11 protein-coding genes are annotated in these 19,973 nt (G+C 27.5%); 5 read left to right on the top strand and 6 right to left on the bottom strand.

The features are described 5' to 3' along the window. The first annotated feature begins 109 nt into the window (after positions 1-109). From J2127_RS07690 to J2127_RS07675, 4 genes are all read left to right on the top strand, one after another. Positions 110-316: a MoaD/ThiS family protein gene (locus J2127_RS07690; protein ID WP_245326520.1), complete on the top strand. Its 207-nt coding sequence runs from the start codon at positions 110-112 to the stop codon at positions 314-316. 98 nt (positions 317-414) lie between these two features. Beyond that, positions 415-1,530: a 7,8-didemethyl-8-hydroxy-5-deazariboflavin synthase subunit CofG gene (gene cofG / locus J2127_RS07685; protein ID WP_348635425.1), complete on the top strand. Its 1,116-nt coding sequence runs from the start codon at positions 415-417 to the stop codon at positions 1,528-1,530. Between the two features lie 117 nt (positions 1,531-1,647). Then, positions 1,648-2,391, top strand: a complete 744-nt coding sequence (cobA, locus tag J2127_RS07680) for a uroporphyrinogen-III C-methyltransferase (protein WP_209732979.1) — start codon at positions 1,648-1,650, stop codon at positions 2,389-2,391. Between the two features lie 152 nt (positions 2,392-2,543). Further along, positions 2,544-6,077 carry a NosD domain-containing protein gene (locus J2127_RS07675; protein ID WP_209732978.1) on the top strand — a complete coding sequence of 1,178 codons (3,534 nt, stop codon included), beginning with the start codon at positions 2,544-2,546 and terminating at the stop codon, positions 6,075-6,077. A 150-nt stretch (positions 6,078-6,227) separates the two neighbouring features. Here the strand turns inward: J2127_RS07675 and J2127_RS07670 are convergent, their stop codons facing one another. The 5 genes from J2127_RS07670 to J2127_RS07650 all read right to left on the bottom strand — a co-directional run bounded on the left by J2127_RS07670 (position 6,228) and on the right by J2127_RS07650 (position 16,044). Beyond that, complete coding sequence (locus J2127_RS07670) at positions 6,228-7,730, bottom strand: type I restriction-modification system subunit M (protein WP_209732977.1); 1,503 nt, start codon at positions 7,728-7,730, stop codon at positions 6,228-6,230. Between the two features lie 50 nt (positions 7,731-7,780). Beyond that, positions 7,781-8,923, bottom strand: a complete 1,143-nt coding sequence (locus tag J2127_RS07665) for a restriction endonuclease subunit S (protein WP_209732976.1) — start codon at positions 8,921-8,923, stop codon at positions 7,781-7,783. A gap of 299 nt (positions 8,924-9,222) precedes the next feature. After that, positions 9,223-10,320 carry a DUF6293 family protein gene (locus tag J2127_RS07660; RefSeq protein ID WP_209732975.1) on the bottom strand — a complete coding sequence of 366 codons (1,098 nt, stop codon included), beginning with the start codon at positions 10,318-10,320 and terminating at the stop codon, positions 9,223-9,225. A gap of 610 nt (positions 10,321-10,930) precedes the next feature. Beyond that, positions 10,931-13,453 carry a NosD domain-containing protein gene (locus J2127_RS07655; protein WP_209732974.1) on the bottom strand — a complete coding sequence of 841 codons (2,523 nt, stop codon included), beginning with the start codon at positions 13,451-13,453 and terminating at the stop codon, positions 10,931-10,933. 485 nt (positions 13,454-13,938) lie between these two features. Continuing rightward, complete coding sequence (locus J2127_RS07650) at positions 13,939-16,044, bottom strand: NosD domain-containing protein (RefSeq protein WP_209732973.1); 2,106 nt, start codon at positions 16,042-16,044, stop codon at positions 13,939-13,941. Between the two features lie 340 nt (positions 16,045-16,384). Between J2127_RS07650 and J2127_RS07645 the strand changes: the two genes are divergently transcribed. Then, positions 16,385-18,970, top strand: a complete 2,586-nt coding sequence (locus J2127_RS07645) for a NosD domain-containing protein (RefSeq protein ID WP_209732972.1) — start codon at positions 16,385-16,387, stop codon at positions 18,968-18,970. 216 nt (positions 18,971-19,186) lie between these two features. On the opposite strand, the gene J2127_RS07640 is transcribed toward J2127_RS07645, so the two are convergent. Then, on the bottom strand, positions 19,187-19,973 hold a 787-nt coding region (locus J2127_RS07640), incomplete at its 5' end, for a tetratricopeptide repeat protein (RefSeq protein WP_209732971.1).

Below are 19,973 nucleotides of genomic sequence, written 5' to 3'. Positions count from 1 at the left end.
AAAAATAATAAAAATAAATTTAATAAATTAAATAGATAGTAAGTTAATAAATTAAATAAATAGTAAGAATAATGATAAAATAGGAAATAACAATTTTGAGTTGATTAATTTGGATAATATAATCAAAGTGATTGTGAATTACAATAATGAAGAAAAAACAATTGAAATTAATGAAAATAGTAATGTAAATACCCTTATTAAGTTAATGGATTTAGAAGACGTTTTAATTGTTAAAAACGGGGAAATACTGTCCGATGACGATATATTGCAAAATAACGATAAATTAAGAATATTACCTGTAGTTTCTGGTGGTTAATTTAAAAAATTGAAATAATTAAAAATTATTTAACATAATTGATAAGAATTAATTAAAATTATTTAACATAATTGATAAAAATCAGTAATGGTGATTGTGTGATAAGCCGTGAAAATGCGTTAAATATCTTAAATTCCACATCTACAACAAAAATTTTAGAAAATTTATTAAATTTATCGAAATTAGATAACGCCGATAAAAATAATGTAAATAACAAGAATAATGTAAATAATATAAACAATAAAGTCATAACTTACTCAAAAAATGCTTTTATACCGGTTTGTACCTGGTGCAGAAATATTTGTGGTTACTGCACATTTAGGGAAGAAAATTACACACTTTTAAAAAAGGAACAGATGAAGGAAACGCTTAGGGAAGCGGATAAATACAATTGCCACGAAGCTCTTTTTACTTTTGGAGAAAATGTGGATGAAAATCCAAAAATAATGGAAGAATTGAACAAAATGGGCTATGCCAATATCATCGAATACCTCTATGATATTGAAGACTGGTGTTTAAATAATACGGACTTATTACCCCATACAAATTGCGGGATACTTTCTTACGAAGAATTAAAGACATTGCGGGAAGTTAACGCTTCTATGGGTTTAATGTTGGAAAATTCAAGTAGCAGACTTTGCAGTACAGTTGCCCATAAAGATAGCATTGGAAAATTGCCTAAAACGCGTATTGAAATGATGGAAAACGCGGGAAAATTGAAAATACCTTTTACAACGGGTATTTTAATAGGTATTGGAGAAACCAAAGAAGAATTGGTGGATTCACTTTTTGAAATTAATCGGATAAACGAAAAATACGGAAATATACAAGAAGTAATAGTTCAAAATTTTAGAGCCAAAAAGGGTATAGCTATGGAAAATTACCCCGAACCTACGCCTATTGAGGTTTTAAAAACAATTATTATTTCTAGAATGATTTTAAAGGATATTTCTGTTCAAGTACCACCTAATTTAAATAAAGAAACCGGTCAATTATTATTACTCGCAGGTATTGACGATTGGGGCGGAGTTTCACCTGTTACGAAAGATTTTGTTAATCCTGAAGCGCCTTGGCCAGAGATCGAAGAATTAAACAAATTTAGTGCTGAATTGGGCTATAATTTAGTCGAGAGATTGCCCGTATATGAAAAATACATCAACAAAGAATGGCTGGATGAAAGAATATACAATAAAATTCAGGAAATCGGAAAATAAAATAAACTATAATAAACTAAAATAAAAAATAAAAGAATAACTTAATATAGAATAAATTAAGAATTATAAAGTAAATTGATTACAATATTTAATTTGTATTTTTAATTAGGTGTAATTATGGAAAAAAACAATTCAAAAGTAATATTAGTTGGTGCAGGCCCTGGAGATGAAGAATTAATAACTTTAAAGGGAATTAATGCAATAAAAAATGCAGAAGTTATAATATACGATGATTTAGTTGGGGAAAACATCATCAAAAATAACGCATCCAAAGATGCTGAGCTTATATACGTTGGAAAGAGAAAAGGTAAGCATTCACACAAACAGGACGAAATTAACCAAATTATAGTCGATAAAGCAAAAGAAAATAAACTTGTAGTTCGATTAAAAGGTGGAGACTCTTTCGTATTTGGTAGAGGGGGCGAAGAAGTACTAGCAATAAAAAAAGAAGGGATAGCTTACGAAATCATACCTGGAATTACATCCTCTATTTCAGTACCTGAGATATTCGACATACCAGTAACTCATAGGAAAGTGGCAACATCTTTCACCGTTGTAACAGGGCATGAAGCAGAAGATAAATCAGAAAATGAAAAGCAAGTTAAATTGGAAGATTTAAACGCTCAAACGATTGTTATATTAATGGGAATTTCTAATTTGGAAAATCATGTTAAAAAATTGTTAAAAAATCCAAGAAGAAACGAAAATACACCTATTGCAATTTTAATGGATGGTACAAGAGATAATCAAAGAATGGTTAAAGGAACGCTCGGAACCATTGTAGAAATTGCGCAAAACAGCGACGTAAAAGCTCCTGGAATTATTGTAGTGGGCGATGTTGTTAACATATTGGACATTTAATTTTTAATTTTATTTTCTACTTTTTTTTAGTTTTTATATATATTCTATTTTTTTATACTATTTAGTTAGTTTATTTATGTCTAGATTTAAATCAATAATTATATATTCAATTAATTAAATAACTAATTTCATAAGATTTATGGAGGCATAATATGAATAAATATTATAAAATAGCATTTTTTATGTTACTAATGGTGACAATGTTAGCAATCAATACGACATATGCAGATACGCCGATATCTGGACCCGATACGATAGATACGCCGGGAAAGTATTATTTAGCTAATGATATAACAGTTTCAGATAGTGCTATAACTATTAATTGTGATAATGTAATACTTGATGGTAAAGGATTTACTATATCCGGTAATTATATGGGGAAAGCGATATATGCAGATGGTGTAAATAATATTACAATAAAGGACGTTAACATAACGAAATTCACGTGTGGTATTTTTATAGATAATTCTAAGGATATCTCCTTTATAAATACTACTGTAATTTCAAACAGTGATGGTATCTATTTACGAAAGTCTAATAATAACTCCTTTATAAATACTACTGTAAATTCAAACCGTAATAATGGTATTTGGTTAGTTAATTCTAATAATAACTCCTTTATAACTAATAATGCAAGTTCAAACACTAATAAGGGTATTTACCTATACTATTCCGATAATAACTCCATTATAAATAATACTGTAATTTCAAACGATTTTGGTATTTTTTTAGATAATTCTAATAATAATTCCTTTATAAATAATAATGCAGGTTCAAACAATTTCGGTATTTTCGTATATAACTCCAATAATAACTCCATTATAAATAATACTGCAAATTCAAACAATAATAATGGTATTTATTTAGCTAATTCTAATAATAACTCCGTTATAACTAATAATGCAAGTTTAAACGATTATGGTATTTTCGTATACTATTCCGATAATAACTCCATTATAAATAATACTGTAATTTCAAACAGGGAAAATGGTATTTATGTAGACTATTCCAATAATAACTCCATTATAAATAATACTGCAAATTCAAACAATTTTGGTATTTCTCTAAGTAATTCTGTTAATAACTCCGTTATAAATAATAATGCAAATTCAAACAATTTTGGTATTTCTCTAAGTAATTCTGTTAATAACTCCGTTATAACTAATAATGCAAGTTCAAACAGTAATAGTGGTATTTATGTAGACTATTCCAATAATAACTCCATTATAAATAATACCGCAAGTTTAAACATTAATAATGGTATTTCTATAAGTAATTCTGATAATAACTCCATTATAAATAATACTGCAAATTCAAATACAAAGAATGGTATTTATTTACTTAATTCTGTTAATAACTCCATTATAACTAATAATGCAAGTTCAAACAGTGATAATGGTATTTATGTAAAAAATTCTGATAATAACTCCATTATAAATAATACTGCAAATTCAAACATTAATAGTGGTATTTATGTAGACTATTCCAATAATAACTCCGTTATAACTAATAATGCAAATTCAAACATTAATGGTATTTATTTAACTAATTCTGTTAATAACTCCATTATAAATAATAATGCAAATTCAAGCAATTGTGGTATTTATTTACGAAATTCCAATGATAACTCCATTATAAATACTACTGTAAATTCAAACAAGTATGATATTTACCTATACTATTCCAATGATAACTCCTTTATAAATAATACTGTAAATTCAAACAAGTATGGTATTTTTTTAGATAATTCTAATAATAACTCTCTTATAAATAATACTGCAAATTCAAGTATTTATTGTATAAAATTGGAAAATTCACAAAATAATACCGTTATTGAAAATTCATTGACGAAGGGTATTCGTATTTCCGGAAGTTCTTTATTACAATATAATAGCCATACGATACTAAATAACACAGCAAATGGTAAACCAATTTACTACTATAAAAATAACAATACAGGAAAAGTTCCAGAAGATGCTGGACAGGTAATACTCGCAAACTGTTCAAATATGATTGTTGAAAATTTGAATTTATCCAATGTATGTAATGGACTATTTATGACATATAGCTCAAATTGTTCAGTAAAAAATAATGATATAAGTTCAAACGATTATGGTATTTCCTTATTCTATTCCAATAATAACTCCATTATAAATAATACCGCAAGTTTAAACATTAATAATGGTATTTCTCTAAGTAATTCTAATAATAACTCCATTATAAATAATACTGCAAATTCAAACAATAATAATGGTATTTATTTAACTAATTCTAATAATAACTCCGTTATAACTAATAATGCAAGTTCGAACGAATGTTATGGTATTTACGTATATGTTTCCAATAATAACTCCATTATAAATACTACTGCAAATTTAAACACTGAGTATGGCATTTACGTATATGTTTCCAATAATAACTCCATTATAAATAATACTGCAAATTCAAACTATTGGAGTATTTATTTACGAAATTCTAATGATAACTCCCTTATAAATAATACTGCAAATTTAAACTATTGGAGTATTTATTTACGAAATTCTAATGATAACTCCCTTATAAATAATACTGCAAATTCAAACTATTGGAGTATTTATTTACGAAATTCTAATGATAACTCCCTTATAAATAATACTGCAAATTCAAACGATTGTGGTATTTACCTATACTATTCCAATAATAACCCCATTATAAATTCTACTGCAAATTCAAATAATTGGGGTATTTATTTAGAAGATTCTGTTAATAACTCCCTTATAAATAATACTGCAAATTCAAATGATTATAGTATTTATTTAGATAATTGTGATAATACTCCTCTTATAAATAATACTGCAAATTCAAATAATTGGGGTATTTATTTAGAAGATTCTGTTAATAATCCCATTATAAACAATATTGTAAATTCAAATAATGAGACTGGTATTTATTTAGAAAATTCAAATAATAACGCAATATATCTCAATAAATTTAACAACAGTAATAACGTATATGTTGAGAATTCTAACTTAAATTACTGGAATACTACAAAAGAGAACGGTGGCGGTAATTACTGGGCAACTCCAAACGGAACAGGTTTCTCTGAAATAACTCCGGATAATGATAACGACGGTTTCTGTGATGAAATATTTAATATTTCATTAGATAACATAGATTACTTACCAATTTCTGGCAAAAAAGTAGAACCAACGCCTGAGCCACAACCTGAGCCACAACCAACATACAACAGAAATAATAACAATAAAAAATTAGATGCTTCACCAAGCATAGAATCAAGCTCATTAAGAAGGACAGTTTCAAATTCAAACGTAGTTTACGGAAGTAGCTTCGATAAACAGTTAGCAAAAGAATTAAAAGAAAATATACATTCAGACGATACTGAAATAGATGGAGATACAATTATCGTAGGTGGACCAATAGCTAACAGAATAGCTAACGTTTACAACGATAGATTCTCTATCCCGGTAACTAATGATAATCCTGGAGAAAATAGGGGAATTATACAAGTTATAAGTATTCCTTCAGGTTCTTCAACTATAGTTCAAAGTTATAAGTTAATCTATATAGCTGGTTCTGATAGATTGGGAACTGAAGCTGCTTTAAAATACTTTGAAACTCTTACAGAGTTACCTACTGAACCTATTGTTGTAGAATGGGTTGATGGAGGATTTAGAGTGGTTGAATAACCCCTTTTGATGAAACTTTTTTTAAAAGTTTCCTTTGAAACTCTTACAGAGTTACCTACTGAACCTATTATCGTTGAGTGGACTGCTGATGGGTTTAAAGTTATAGAATAAGTTTTGATGAAACTTTTTTCAAAAGTTTCTTACTTTTTTTTATTTTTTCATTAGCACATCTAATTCTTCAAAACTTTTCTTAATTTCATCTTCTAAATCATTAATTCTTTTAATTATAATCTCAGGTTTATCGTAATCAGGAATTTTATATTCAATTTCCGTATATTTTAAAATACTTAAATCATAATTATTTTTTTTAATTTCTTCAAACGTTACGAAGAAATTTTTGCCCTTACGGTTGTTTTCGTCCTGATCGTATCTTTCTTTAAAACTTTTTATAATATCTGGAATATCCCCTTTTCCATCAATTATATTTCTTTTATCATCCAATGTGTATCCATCATTAGTCATGTTATAGAACCATACTTTTTTTGTTGGTTCTCCTTTTATAAAGTATAATATGGCGGTTGAAACACCCGTATATGGTCTAAAAACTCCAGGGGGCATTGAAATAACTGCGTCAAGCCTACACTCATTCAATAACTTTTCCCTAATCTTTTTATGTGCTTTACTACTTCCAAATAGCACACCATCAGGTACAATAATCGCACATCGTCCTCCACCTTTTAATAAATTATATATTAATTCAAGGAATAAAAGTTCTGTTTTTGTTGTATTAATTGTAAAGCTACTTGATAGCTCTTTTTTATTCAACGTGCCTTTAAACGGAGGATTTGCTAATATTACATTATATTGGTTTTTGTTTTCTTCACAATCAACCAGGCTATTTTTTCTAAATATGTGAGGTGATTCAATACCGTGCATCATTAAGTTCATTAACGCAATTCTAACCATAGTTTGGTCAAATTCTGAACCATAAATCATTTTTGTTTTTAGTGTTTTACAATCATTATCGTTCAGTTTGTCACCTGCATAGTCAAAAGGATAACCTTCTTCATCGTATATTACCCCATCTTTCGAACTGTTTTTTTCCAAAATATATTCATGTGCAGAAACTAAAAAACCAGCAGTACCACATGCAGGGTCGTAAATAGTTTCTCCGACTTGGGGGTCTACCATTTCCATCATAAGTTTAATAATGTGTCGCGGAGTCATAAACTGACCATTTTTACCCGCAGTTTTTAATTCTGAAAGCAAATATTCGTATATATCTCCATTAACGTCATAGTTTAAGTTATCCAAGTATAGGTTATCAACTACGTTGACAGCTTCGAGCAATAAAGAAGCATTAGGTATTGCAAAGGTTGCATCTTTCATATAAATTCCATATAATGAATCAGAAGTTCCCAATTCTTTTAAAAATGGAAATACGACATTATCAATATATTTACACATTTCTTTGCCTTCCATTTTTGACCATTTTGACCATTTACAATTTTCATAGCCGTTAAATACTGAAACATAGTTTAATTCAGAGTTATATTTCGTAGCATTTTGTTTTTTGGTATCCTCTACTTCCATTCTTTTTAGAAATAATAAGTATGACATTTGTTCTATTGCCGTTAAGGGGTTTGAAATTCCATTACTCCAAAATTTGTCCCATAATTTGCTTATTTCTGATTTTAATTCCTTTTTTAACATGATAATACCTTTTAATTAATCTTTAAAAGTACATAAAAATTTAATATGTATTATTTGATTAAATTACCAATAATAGTAGTATATAAACAACAATTAAATAATTCTTCCATTTCTTCCTTTGATTTAATTTGTTTTTCTTTAATTTCTTCTAATTTTTGAACGATTTCAGCAAATTTATTTTGTAAATCTATTGGCGGTATTGGAATTTCCAAATTCAATACATCCGGTTTGTTAACTGCAGGGTAATTTGCACCTTTGCATTTCGAAACTAAATTACATATGAAATAATCTGATTTTGAAATTTCAAATAAATATTTTTCATTAATCATATTTTTTTTAGGGCGTAAAACACAAAATCCTGTAGAAGCAATCAAGTTATCATATTCATTAGATACTAATGCTACAGAATTTAAATTAGGTCGAACTATGGCTACTAAAATATCATCTTTCATTAAAATTTGTCTTGCTCTGATGGGGGCTTCTTTCCCCTTAATTTTTTTAACATTTACTATTTTTTTAGACGTGTTATCTATTGCCGATATATCAATGTAATTAATATATTCGTCAGCTAAAGACTCGTTTGGGACTATATTTGGTATTTTTAAACATACTTTTTTTATTTCCGTAACATCCCAACCTTTTGGATTGTGCCAGAGGTCATCAAAAGTATCTAAAAACACAGATTTTATTAAATTTTCAGTTTCCAAAATTGCTTTTTCCCTTAAATTTATCCCATTTTCTATATTTTCTAAAATTTTAACGATTTCGTGTTGTATATTTAATGGAGGAATTGGTAAACATATATCCGCCAAATCAGATAACTTTATGTATTTTATAACCCCCCCATTGCTTTTTTTTCGTAATATATCAACATATACACTCAAAAAATAATATAGATATTTGGTTTTTATTATTCGTTTATCTAAAACTTCTAGGATATAGGTTCTTTGATATGCGTTAAATTTACCTTTATAGTACTTTACATTCAAATCTGCATTTCCTGCAACCAATACACATTCACAATCGTATCTCCATTCATTGATTTTGTGAATCTCCTTGGAGCAAGTGAAAAAAGGATACTTACCGTCGGGTTTTTCAGCATTTACATCCAATTTTCCAGTTCGGATTTTTGCAATTTCACCTAATTTCTTAATTTCCCAGTCTTCAGGTAAATTTTCAAATATGGTAACCATAGTATCACTAAAAAAATTATCGTTAATTACTTTATTATATTATCTTGTTTAGATGTTTGTTATTAATATATGTGTTGAAAAAGTATTTTCCCAATAAATTTTTAAAATAATTAATGGAATAATAATAGAATAGTAATAGAATAGTAATAGAATATTAATGGAATAATAATAGAAATGTAAAAAGAAAAAATAAAATTACATATATTAACAAATAAAAAGAAAATATTTAAAAAACATGTTATTTCAAATTATTTATAATTTATTACAAAGTATTTATAAATTATAACAACAGTGATAAGTTAATATAAATATTTAACTAAATCTTCTCCTTTTTTTGTTAATTTAACTCTTTTATAGCCTCCAATTCTATCTTCAGGTATTTCAATCATTTCCCATTTTTGTAATTTAGAGATTACATTTTGTTTAAGCCAAACATAATCCACAGGTTCTGGTTTTTCTCTTTGCAATCTTTTTATATTTTCTTCGTCGCCTTTTTCAATACCCATCCTCATTTTTCTCCATTTTAGTATGGTGTAATTTTCTTCAATCATAGTTAATATCTCATTTTCCCCATAATCCAATTTTTTATATTTTTTTAACAGATCTTCCATTAATTTTTTATTATATTCCTCTTCTTCTTTATTCTCGGGCTCAGTTATTAATTTTATAAGATTTTGAGATTCTTTTGTTTCAATTACTAACTTTGCAATCTTTTTCATTGAAACTCCGTATTCGCTTTCTCTTTCCATTTCATAAATTCTCTTTGCAAATATCATTAATTTTTCATCGGGAAGACTTATATTAAAAGGAGTGACATACTCTATTCCATAAACGCCAAAAGAACGTGGCATAATTCCATCGTAGCCCAATTTCCGATAATTTTCTTGCTTTTTTAATTTTTCTTCGTCACTTAAATTTTCATAATGTTCATTAGGTATAACATAATATGGGGTAATTTTCGTATTTTCATCGGAAAAAAGCATAGCGCATATTGTTCCAGCAATTGCCCCTACACTACTGCCGGATGAAACATTTATATAAATTTCACGTACTTCGTTCATTTTTTCAAATTTAATAATCTTTTTCATTTCAACAATTATATTTTCAAGATTTAAGGGTTCGTTTCGCCTAATAAATGTCTTAATTTTATTATCTTCCAATCTATTTATACATTCATTCAAAAATTTAACTGCTTCCGGGCTTTCTTTATCTTCATTACGTGTGATTATATATACCTTATCTGTACGTATTTCAATTGGAACTTCGGTTATTCTATCTAATTCATAACCTAAAACCGCAATATGTACCCTAGAACCTTTATTCTTCATATTTTCCATATTTTTTTGTAAATCATTAGTTTTTTCCCTTATTGTATAATTAGACGTTTTATCGTTCACAATAATCCCTTGATTTTTTATTTTTTTATTTTTTTATTATACTGATTTGTTTTTTATCATATAAAAATATTAAGCCTAATAAGTTTACTAAGTCTATTAAGCTTAATGAGTATACTGGGCTTAATCTATACGCCAGGACAAGGTATAATTAGGGAAGTTAAGGGGACTTCCAAAACTAAAAGCAATGTAGCACAAAAAGGTGATTTACTATGATAATAATAATCGGAAACTCAAATACCGTAAACATAAAAAATGAAAATAACCCCTCTAAAAATAATAGTTATACAATAAATTCAAATATGTATTTAAATATGTTAATAAAATTAGCTCTTATAACTATTCCAGTTAATTTTATATTTGATATTAATGTGATTGTTAATATATTTATTTAAAAATAACAATCTTAAAAAAACTTTAAATTTAATTTAAAACGTTTAATAAAAAAAAGTAAAAAAGTAAATAATGAAATGAAACTTTTGAAAAAAGTTTCATCAAAAGGTTAGTTAACTACATTATAACCAGAACTAGTCCACTCAACGATAATAGGTTCAGTAGGTAACTCTGTAAGAGTTTCAAAGGAAACTTTTAAAAAAAGTTTCATCAAAAGGGGTTATTCAACCACTCTAAATCCTCCATCAACCCATTCTACAACAATAGGTTCAGTAGGTAACTCTGTAAGAGTTTCAAAGTATTTTAAAGCAGCTTCAGTTCCCAATCTATCAGAACCAGCTATATAGATTAACTTATAACTTTGAACTATAGTTGAAGAACCTGAAGGAATACTTATAACTTGTATAATTCCCCTATTTTCTCCAGGATTATCATTAGTTACAGGGATAGAGAATCTATCGTTGTAAACGTTAGCTATTCTGTTAGCTATTGGTCCACCTACGATAATTGTATCTCCATCTATTTCAGTATCGTCTGAATGTATATTTTCTTTTAATTCTTTTGCTAACTGTTTATCGAAGCTACTTCCGTAAACTACGTTTGAATTTGAAACTGTCCTTCTTAATGAGCTTGATTCTATGCTTGGTGAAGCATCTAATTTTTTATTGTTATTATTTCTGTTGTATGTTGGCTCAGGCTGTGGCTCAGGCGTTGGTTCTACTTTTTTGCCAGAAATTGGTAAGTAATCTATGTTATCTAATGAAATATTAAATATTTCATCACAGAAACCGTCTTTATCTAAATCTACATGAGTTTCAGAGAAACCTGTTCCGTTTGGAGTTGCCCAGTAATTACCGCCACCGTTCTCTTTTGTAGTATTCCAGTAATTTAAGTTAGAATTCTCAACATATACGTTATTACTGTTGTTAAATTTATTGAGATATATTGCGTTATTATTTGAGTTAAGTAACTGAATGCCCTCTTCTTGGTTTGAATTCACAGTATTATTCGTAATTGTGTTATTATTAGAATTCTCTAAATAAATACCTTCTTCCTTACCTAAGCATACGATATTATTTCTTATTTTGTTATTATTTGAGTTAATTAAGTGAATAACTTCATCCCCATTTAAGAATGCAATATTATTCTCAATGGTGTTATTATCAGAACTAGTTAAGTAAATACCCTCTTCTTGGTTTGAATTTACGATATTATTTCTTATTGTGTTATTATGCGAACTATCTAAGCGAATACCCTGTTCATCATCATTTAAACTTGCATTATTACACATAATTATAGAGTTATTTGAATTACGTAAGTGAATACCCTCTTCACTATTTAAACATACGGTATTATTCGTAATTATGGTATTATTAGATTCACGTATATAAATACTCTCTAATCTATTTGAATTCAATATATTGTTTGTAATCGTATTATTCTCAGAATAGTAGTTATAAATAGCTATACCCTGATTTGAACTAATATTATTATTTTTTACTGAACAATTTGAGCTATATATTACAAGTAGTCCAGTATATACGTCGGATATGTCTAAATTCTCTACTATCATGTTTGAACAATTTGCGAGTATTACCTGCCCAGCATCTTCTGTAACTTTTCCCGTATTATTATTTTTATAATAGTAAATTGTTTTACCATTTGCTGTGTTATTTACTATCGTGTGAGTATTATAATAAAATAAGTAACTTCCATCTAATTCAGATATGGTAATACCCTCATTTAAAGAATTTCCAATAATTGTAATATTTTGAGTGTTCTCCAAATAAATATTTTCAGTACTTGAATTCATTGTATTATTTACTATAGCGATATTTTTGGAATCTTCCATCCAAACATCATAATTAAAGTTTGAACTTATTTTATTATTCGTAAGGGATTCATCCTCTGTATTCTTGTAATAAATACCATACTTTCCATTTGAATGTATAGTATTATTTGTAAAGGAGTTACCTTTAGAACTCATTGCGACAATACCTCCCAAACCGTATATGTCCCTATTATTTACACTAATATTATTATTTGTAAATGTGTTATAATGGGAGTTGAAATATCGGATACCATCATAACCGTTTAATGTAATGCTATTATTTGCAAAAGTGTTATTATTAGAAGCTAATAAGCTAATGCCCAATCCTAAATTTGAACTCACAGTATTGTTCGTAATAAGGTTAAATTCAGAATTTGTTACGTAAATACCCTCTTCTTGGTTTGAACTAATATTATTATTTATAACGGTGTTATTGTCGGAATAACTGATACGAATACCATAATCCTTATTTGAATTCATTGTATTATTTATAACGGTGTTATTATTAGAATTCGCAAGTTCTATACCATGAACATTGTTTGAAATTATGGTATTATTTACAATAGTTATATTTCTTGCATTTTGTATATGTATACCTCTTCCGAAATTAGATATTTTAACATTTTTTATTGTGATATTGTCAACAATCGAAGAATCATATACATATATCCCTTTTATCATCATATTATTATTTCCTTTTATGGTAAACCCTTTACCATCTATTATTACATTGGCACATGTAATAATTATAGCATCTGCATCTGAAACTGTTATATTATTGGCTAAATAATATTTTCCAGGCGTATTGATTGATTGAGTTGTAGTTATTGGCATATCTGCATACGTTGCATTAATCGCTAACATTGTTACCATTAGTAACATAAAAAATGTTATTTTATAGTTTTTGTTCATATTATCCTCCACAAATCTTATGAAATCATTTATTTTTTTAATAGGATAAATACTTGTTGATTTAGATTATTGAATATGTGGTGTAGACAATAATAACTAAAAATACTAATCAATTAAAAAAAAGAAAAAAGTATTTTAATTTTATTTTTATTAAGTTATTATTTTATTATTATTTATTATTTTTATTTAACTACCATATGTCCGTTAGAAGTCCACTCAACGAAACTTTTGAAAAAAGCTTCACTCCAAACCATTTTTACGAGTGAAACGAGTAAAAATCCTTTATATAAAATCTTCGATTTTAGATATTTTAAAAATCTAAGATTTTTAAGATGATGGGCATGTTTTGTATTTTCAAAAGTTTCATAAAAAGGGGTTATTCAACCACTCTAAATCCTCCATCAACCCATTCTACAACAATAGGTTCTTCAGGAAGTTCTGTAAGAGTTTCAAAGGAAACTTTTGAAAAAAGTTTCATCAAAAGGTTAGTTAACTACATTATAACCAGAACTAGTCCACTCAACGATAATAGGTTCAGTAGGTAACTCTGTAAGAGTTTCAAAGTATTTTAAAGCAGCTTCAGTTCCTAATCTATCAGAACCAGCTATATAGATTAACTTATAATTCTGTATTACAGTTGAAGAGCCTGAAGGAATACTTATAACTTGTATAATTCCTCTATTTTCTCCAGGATTATCATTAGTTACCGGGATAGAGAATCTATCATTATATTGGTTAGCTATTCTGTTAGCTATTGGCCCACCTACGATAATTGTATCTCCGTCTATTTCAGTATCGTCTGAATGTATATTTTCCTTTAAACCTTCAGCTAATTGTTTATCGAAGTTACTTCCGTAAACTACGTTTGAATTTGAAACTGTCCTTCTTAAAGACTTAGAATCGATACTAGTGGAAGCATCTAATTTTTTATTGTTATTATTGCTTGATTTAGGTGCCGGTTCTTCTCTTTTAAAACATTTTGGTAAGTAATCTATGTTACCTAAGGATATATTGTATATTTCGTCACAGAAACCGTCTTTATCTAAATCTGCATGAGTTTCAGAGAAACCTGTTCCTTCGGGTGTAAACCAGTAGTTTCCACCACCTTTCTCTTTTGTTGTGTTGAAGTAATTTAATCCCATGTTATCGGATAAGAAAACGTTTTTTGTATTGTTAAATCTATTAACATATATTGAGTTATTATATGAGTTAGTTACTCTAATACCCGATTCATTATTTAAATTTATAATATTATTTATAAGGGTGTTATTACAGCAATATCCTAAATAAATACCATTATTAGTATTTGAATTCACAGTATTATTTGCAATTGTATTGTTATTGGACCAGTATATGTAAATACCCTCTCGCGTATTTGAATTCACAGTATTATTTGCAATTGTGTTATTATGGGAATTAATGAAGTACATACCATCGTCATTATTCTGGGTTAAACTTACATTATTGTTTATAATGGTGTTATTATGCGAACTACCCAGATAAATACCCTCATCTTCATTTAAACATACTTTATTATTTGCAATTGTATTATTATGGGAATTAGTGAGGTAAATACCCTCTTCCTGATTTGAATTCACAGTATTATTTGCAATTGTGTTATTATGGGAATTAGTGAGGTAAATACCCTGTTCGTCATAATTTAAACTTACATTATTGTTTATAATGGTGTTATTATGGGAATTAGTGAGGTAAATACCCTCTTCGCCATTTGAATAGATAGTATTGTTTATAAATACTGTATTATTACAGGCGTTTAAACGAATACCTTCATCATCATTTGAATAAGCTGTATTATTAGTAAATACTGTATTATTACAGTTTTTTAACTCGATACCACCATTAATCACGGTTGAACTTATGGTATTATTAATAAATATGGCATTATTAGAGTCCTCTAGAAAAATACCATCGTCATTACTTAACGTTATATTATTGTTTATAAAGGTGTTATTATCAGATTCAAGTGCTTCAATACCCCTATAACCATTTGAATTCATAGTATTGTTTATAACTTTATTTTTCGTAGAGTAGGCTATATAAATACCATTATTATTTAAACTTGCGTTATTATCTTTAATTGTACTGTCATGAGTAAAAGATAGGCAAATACCATTATTATTATTTGAATAGGCCGTATTATTTGCAATTGTTACATTGGTAGCAAAAAATGTGAAGATACCATGATATTTATTCGAATAGACGGTATTGTTTATAATAGTGGCGTTTTCCATATCACATAAATATATACCACTATTAAAATTTTTTATTTTAAAATTTTTTATTGTGACATTTTTAATCAGTGCAGTAGTATTTGTCGTTATAGCAACACTATCATATACTGACCCATCAAGGGTAAATCCCTTTCCATCTATTGTTATGTTACCGCATTCAATAGTTATGGCATTAGCACTTTCTGAAAGGGTTATATTATTTGCTAAATAATACATTCCTGGCGTATCTATTGTAACAGGCCCCGTTATTGGGGTACCAATCTCTGCATATGATGTATTAACGGCCAATATTGTTACCATTAACATTGTAAAAAATAATATTTTATAATTTTTGTTCATAATATCCTCCAGCATATTTTACATAATTATTTATTTAGTTTATTAAATAAATAATTATTCATATCGATTAAATCAGATATCTAATTAAAATAACTATAAAATAAATTTATAAGTTGATAATTAGGAATATTAATCATTTTTTAGTAAAATAATATATAATCGACTTCTTTTTTAACAAATTTATTTTTTATTTTTTATTTCTATTATTTATTTTTTATTATTTATTTTTTATTTTATCGTATATAATATTACAATTTTAGAACTATCTTTATAACCTAAATCAACAATTATTTAATTGAATAACTATACATATATTCATAACATATGGAGGAAAACAGGCATGAAGCTAAATAATAAACTGATATTTTTTACGTTCTTAGTCATAATGATGTTAGCTGTTAATACGGCGTATGCAGATAATGCAATAACTAAACAAACGCGGATTACAAGCCCCGGAATATATTATTTAAATAACAACATAACTGCCCCCTTGGGAAATCCCATTAGAATTTGTTGCGATAATGTAACACTCAAAGGTAATGGTTTTACCCTAGATGGTAATGGTACTGGAAGTACTGCTATTTACGTAGATCCTGTAAAGAATGTTACAATACAGGACATTATAATAAAGAATTTTACTGCAGGTATCTCTACGTTTTATTCCTATAATCTCAGGATTGTTAATAACACTGTGAGTTCAAACAAAGAGTATGGTATTTCGATACATAATACCAAGAATAACGTTATTATTAATAATACAGTGAATTCAAATGTTTGCGGCATTAGTTTAAGTAAGTCAATTAATACTTCTTTATTAAATAATACTTTAAATTCAAATGGTATTGGTATTTCACTATCGGATTCTAATAGCAATCCCCTTGTTAATAATACCATAAATTCAACTAGTTATGGCATTAATCTAAGGAATTCTAATAATACATTAATTAGAAATAATACTGTAAATTTAAACAATTATGGCATTTACTTGGATAAATCAACAAATAATTCTTTATTATATAATTGTATTATAAGTTCAAAATTCGATGGTATTCATCTATATCAATCGTACAATAATTATATCATAAATAATAGTGTTATAAATTCAAAAGCTCAAGGTATTTCCATATACTATTCCGAAAGTAACTCTTTTGTAGGCAATATATTTAATAACACAAACAATTTAAGGATAGTACCCATTAAAAGAAACAGTTGGAGCACTACAAAAGAAAAAGGTGGCGGAAACTACTGGTTTAATCCAAAAGGAACAGGTTTCTCAGAAACTCATCCTGACAATGACAATGATGGATTTTGTGATGAACCATACCCTATAGTTCTAGATAATATTGATTATTTGCCTCGATTAATCGATACTCAAGGTCCAACTTTCACAGTACATATACCTTCAAATAACTCAATATATAACATACCAAAATTTAGAGTACATGTAACTGCAAGAGATGCAAGTGGTGTTAATAAAATAATATCCGAGCTTGGCGATTCAAATACTACACTTACAGAATATCTTACATATTATGATGTCACATATGACAATCTAACGGATAAAAATCACTCATTAACAATATATGCTTTCGATAATGTAGGAAATAGAGCTGTTAAAAAACTATGGGTTGTTGTAGATACAACAGCTCCAAACGTATCAATAAACACTCCAACAGCTAAAGTATACAATACAACTAATATATTTATAAATGCTACAGCAAACGATACAAATGGAATAAAAGAAGTAAAAGCAAACATAAATGGAACTAATTATACATTAAATAAAAATAATAGTTATTATACATTAAATGAAACATTTATAGATGGGAAATATAGTTTAAAGGTTTACGCTGAAGATATTGTAGGAAACAAAAACGTAACCGATGAAGTAATATTCTCAGTTGATACGACACTACCTACTTTCACGGTGCTTTCACCAGTAAATAAATCAATATTAAACGTAGATAGGTTTATAGTAAATGTAACTGCAGTAGACGCAAGTGGTATTGATAGAATAGTAGCTGAACTTGGCGATTGGAATAATACTCTTGCAGAATATCCTACTTTTTACTACCTAAGTTATAATAGTCTACTTGATAAAAATTACTCGCTAAAACTCTATGTATTTGATAATGCAGGAAATAGAGCTGTTAAAAAACAATGGATCGTTATAGATACAACAGCTCCAAACGTATCAATAAACACACCAACAGGAACTTTAAAAACTAATAAATTCTTAATAAACGTTAGCTCTTTAGATTCTGGATCTAAAGTTAAAGAAGTAAAGGCAAACATAACTAATGGAAATATTAATGAAAACATTACATTAACTAAAACAGGAGATTACTACGTAGCGGAAAAAACATTAAACGATGGAACATACCTATTAAACGTTACATCTACCGATAATGCTAACAACAGTAATTCAACAACTACAACATTTACAATAGATACTCACGTACCTTCAAATAACAATAAGAATAATAAAATAGATGCTTCACCAAGCATAGAATCAAGCTCATTAAGAAGGACAGTTTCAAATTCAAACGTAGTTTACGGAAGTAGCTTCGATAAACAGTTAGCAAAAGAATTAAAAGAAAATATACATTCAGACGATACTGAAATCGATGGAGATACGATTATCGTAGGTGGACCAATAGCTAACAGAATAGCTAACCAATACAACGATAGATTCTCTATCCCCGTAACTAATGATAATCCTGGAGAAAATAGGGGAATTATACAAGTTATTTCAATTCCTTCAGGCTCTTCAACTGTAATACAGAATTATAAGTTAATCTATATAGCTGGTTCCGATAGATTAGGAACTGAAGCTGCTTTAAAATACTTTGAAACTCTTACGGAGTTACCTACTGAACCTATTGTTGTAGAGTGGACTAGTTCTGGTTATAGAGTTATTAAATAACTTTTGATGAAACTTTTAAAAATACAAAATATATCCATCATCTTAAAAACCTACGGTTTTTAAAATACCTAAAATCTATGATTTTAGTGTAAAGGATTTTATGGATAAAATAAATCAATATACAAAATATGTCCATCAAAGGATTTTATGAACAAAGTGAATAAAATGGTTTGGATGAAACTTTTAAAAAAATAGAAAATAATTATTAATTAATATTTATTTTTTATTATTACATAATTCAATGAGTTCTTTTGCCTTTGAATTATTTTTATCGATTTTTAAGATTTTTAAAGCATATTCATTACATATTTTATAGTTTTTAAGATTATAATGTGATACTGCACAATTTAATAATATCTTTATGTTGTCAGAATCTAATTTTAAAGCTTTTTCATAATATTTGAGCTGTGTAGCTTTATCTTTTTCACCATATGCCATTTTACAAAGCTTTTTAGCGTCTTCAATTTGTTTTAATAGTTTTGATACTATTTTTTTACCATTGACGGCACTTTCATAGCCAGGGTTTATATCTAAAGCTTTATCATAGTAGTTTAATGCTTCATTATATTCTTTTAAGTTATGGTGTGCTACTGCACAATTTAATAATATCTTTATGTTGTCAGAATCTAATTTTAAAGCTTTTTCATAATATTTGAGCTGTGTAGCTTTATCTTTTTCACCATATGCCATTTTACAGAATTTTTTTGCAGTTTCTTTATTCTTTCTAATTTCTTCTAATCTTTCTAATTCTTTAATGGATTTTAAAACTGCTTCCTTACCATTGATGGCATTTTCATAGTTAGGGTTTATATCTAAAGCTTTATTATAGTATTCTATTTTCTTGTTATTATCTTTAGCCATATTTGCTAAATTAAACCAATATTCTGGAGTTTCTTCTTCATTAACTACTTCTTCATTAACTACTTCTTCATTAACTACTTCTTCATTAACTACTTCTTCATTAACTACTTCTTCATTAACTACTTCTTCATTAACTACTTCT

Origin of the sequence: Methanococcus voltae (assembly GCF_017875395.1) — an archaeon.
GTDB lineage: Archaea > AGJL01 > Methanococci > Methanococcales > Methanococcaceae > Methanococcus > Methanococcus voltae_C.
The sequence above is the reverse complement of the archived record's forward strand: the minus strand, read 5'-3'. Positions and strand labels throughout refer to the sequence as shown.

Coding starts and splice junctions, on each gene's coding strand:
- J2127_RS07645 (WP_209732972.1), top strand. CDS start 16,385: ATGAAGCTAAATAATAAACTGATATTTTTTACGTTCTTAGTCATAATG.
- J2127_RS07655 (WP_209732974.1), bottom strand. CDS start 13,453: ATGAACAAAAACTATAAAATAACATTTTTTATGTTACTAATGGTAACA.
- J2127_RS07675 (WP_209732978.1), top strand. CDS start 2,544: ATGAATAAATATTATAAAATAGCATTTTTTATGTTACTAATGGTGACA.
- J2127_RS07665 (WP_209732976.1), bottom strand. CDS start 8,923: ATGGTTACCATATTTGAAAATTTACCTGAAGACTGGGAAATTAAGAAA.
- cobA (WP_209732979.1), top strand. CDS start 1,648: ATGGAAAAAAACAATTCAAAAGTAATATTAGTTGGTGCAGGCCCTGGA.
- J2127_RS07650 (WP_209732973.1), bottom strand. CDS start 16,044: ATGAACAAAAATTATAAAATATTATTTTTTACAATGTTAATGGTAACA.
- J2127_RS07670 (WP_209732977.1), bottom strand. CDS start 7,730: ATGTTAAAAAAGGAATTAAAATCAGAAATAAGCAAATTATGGGACAAA.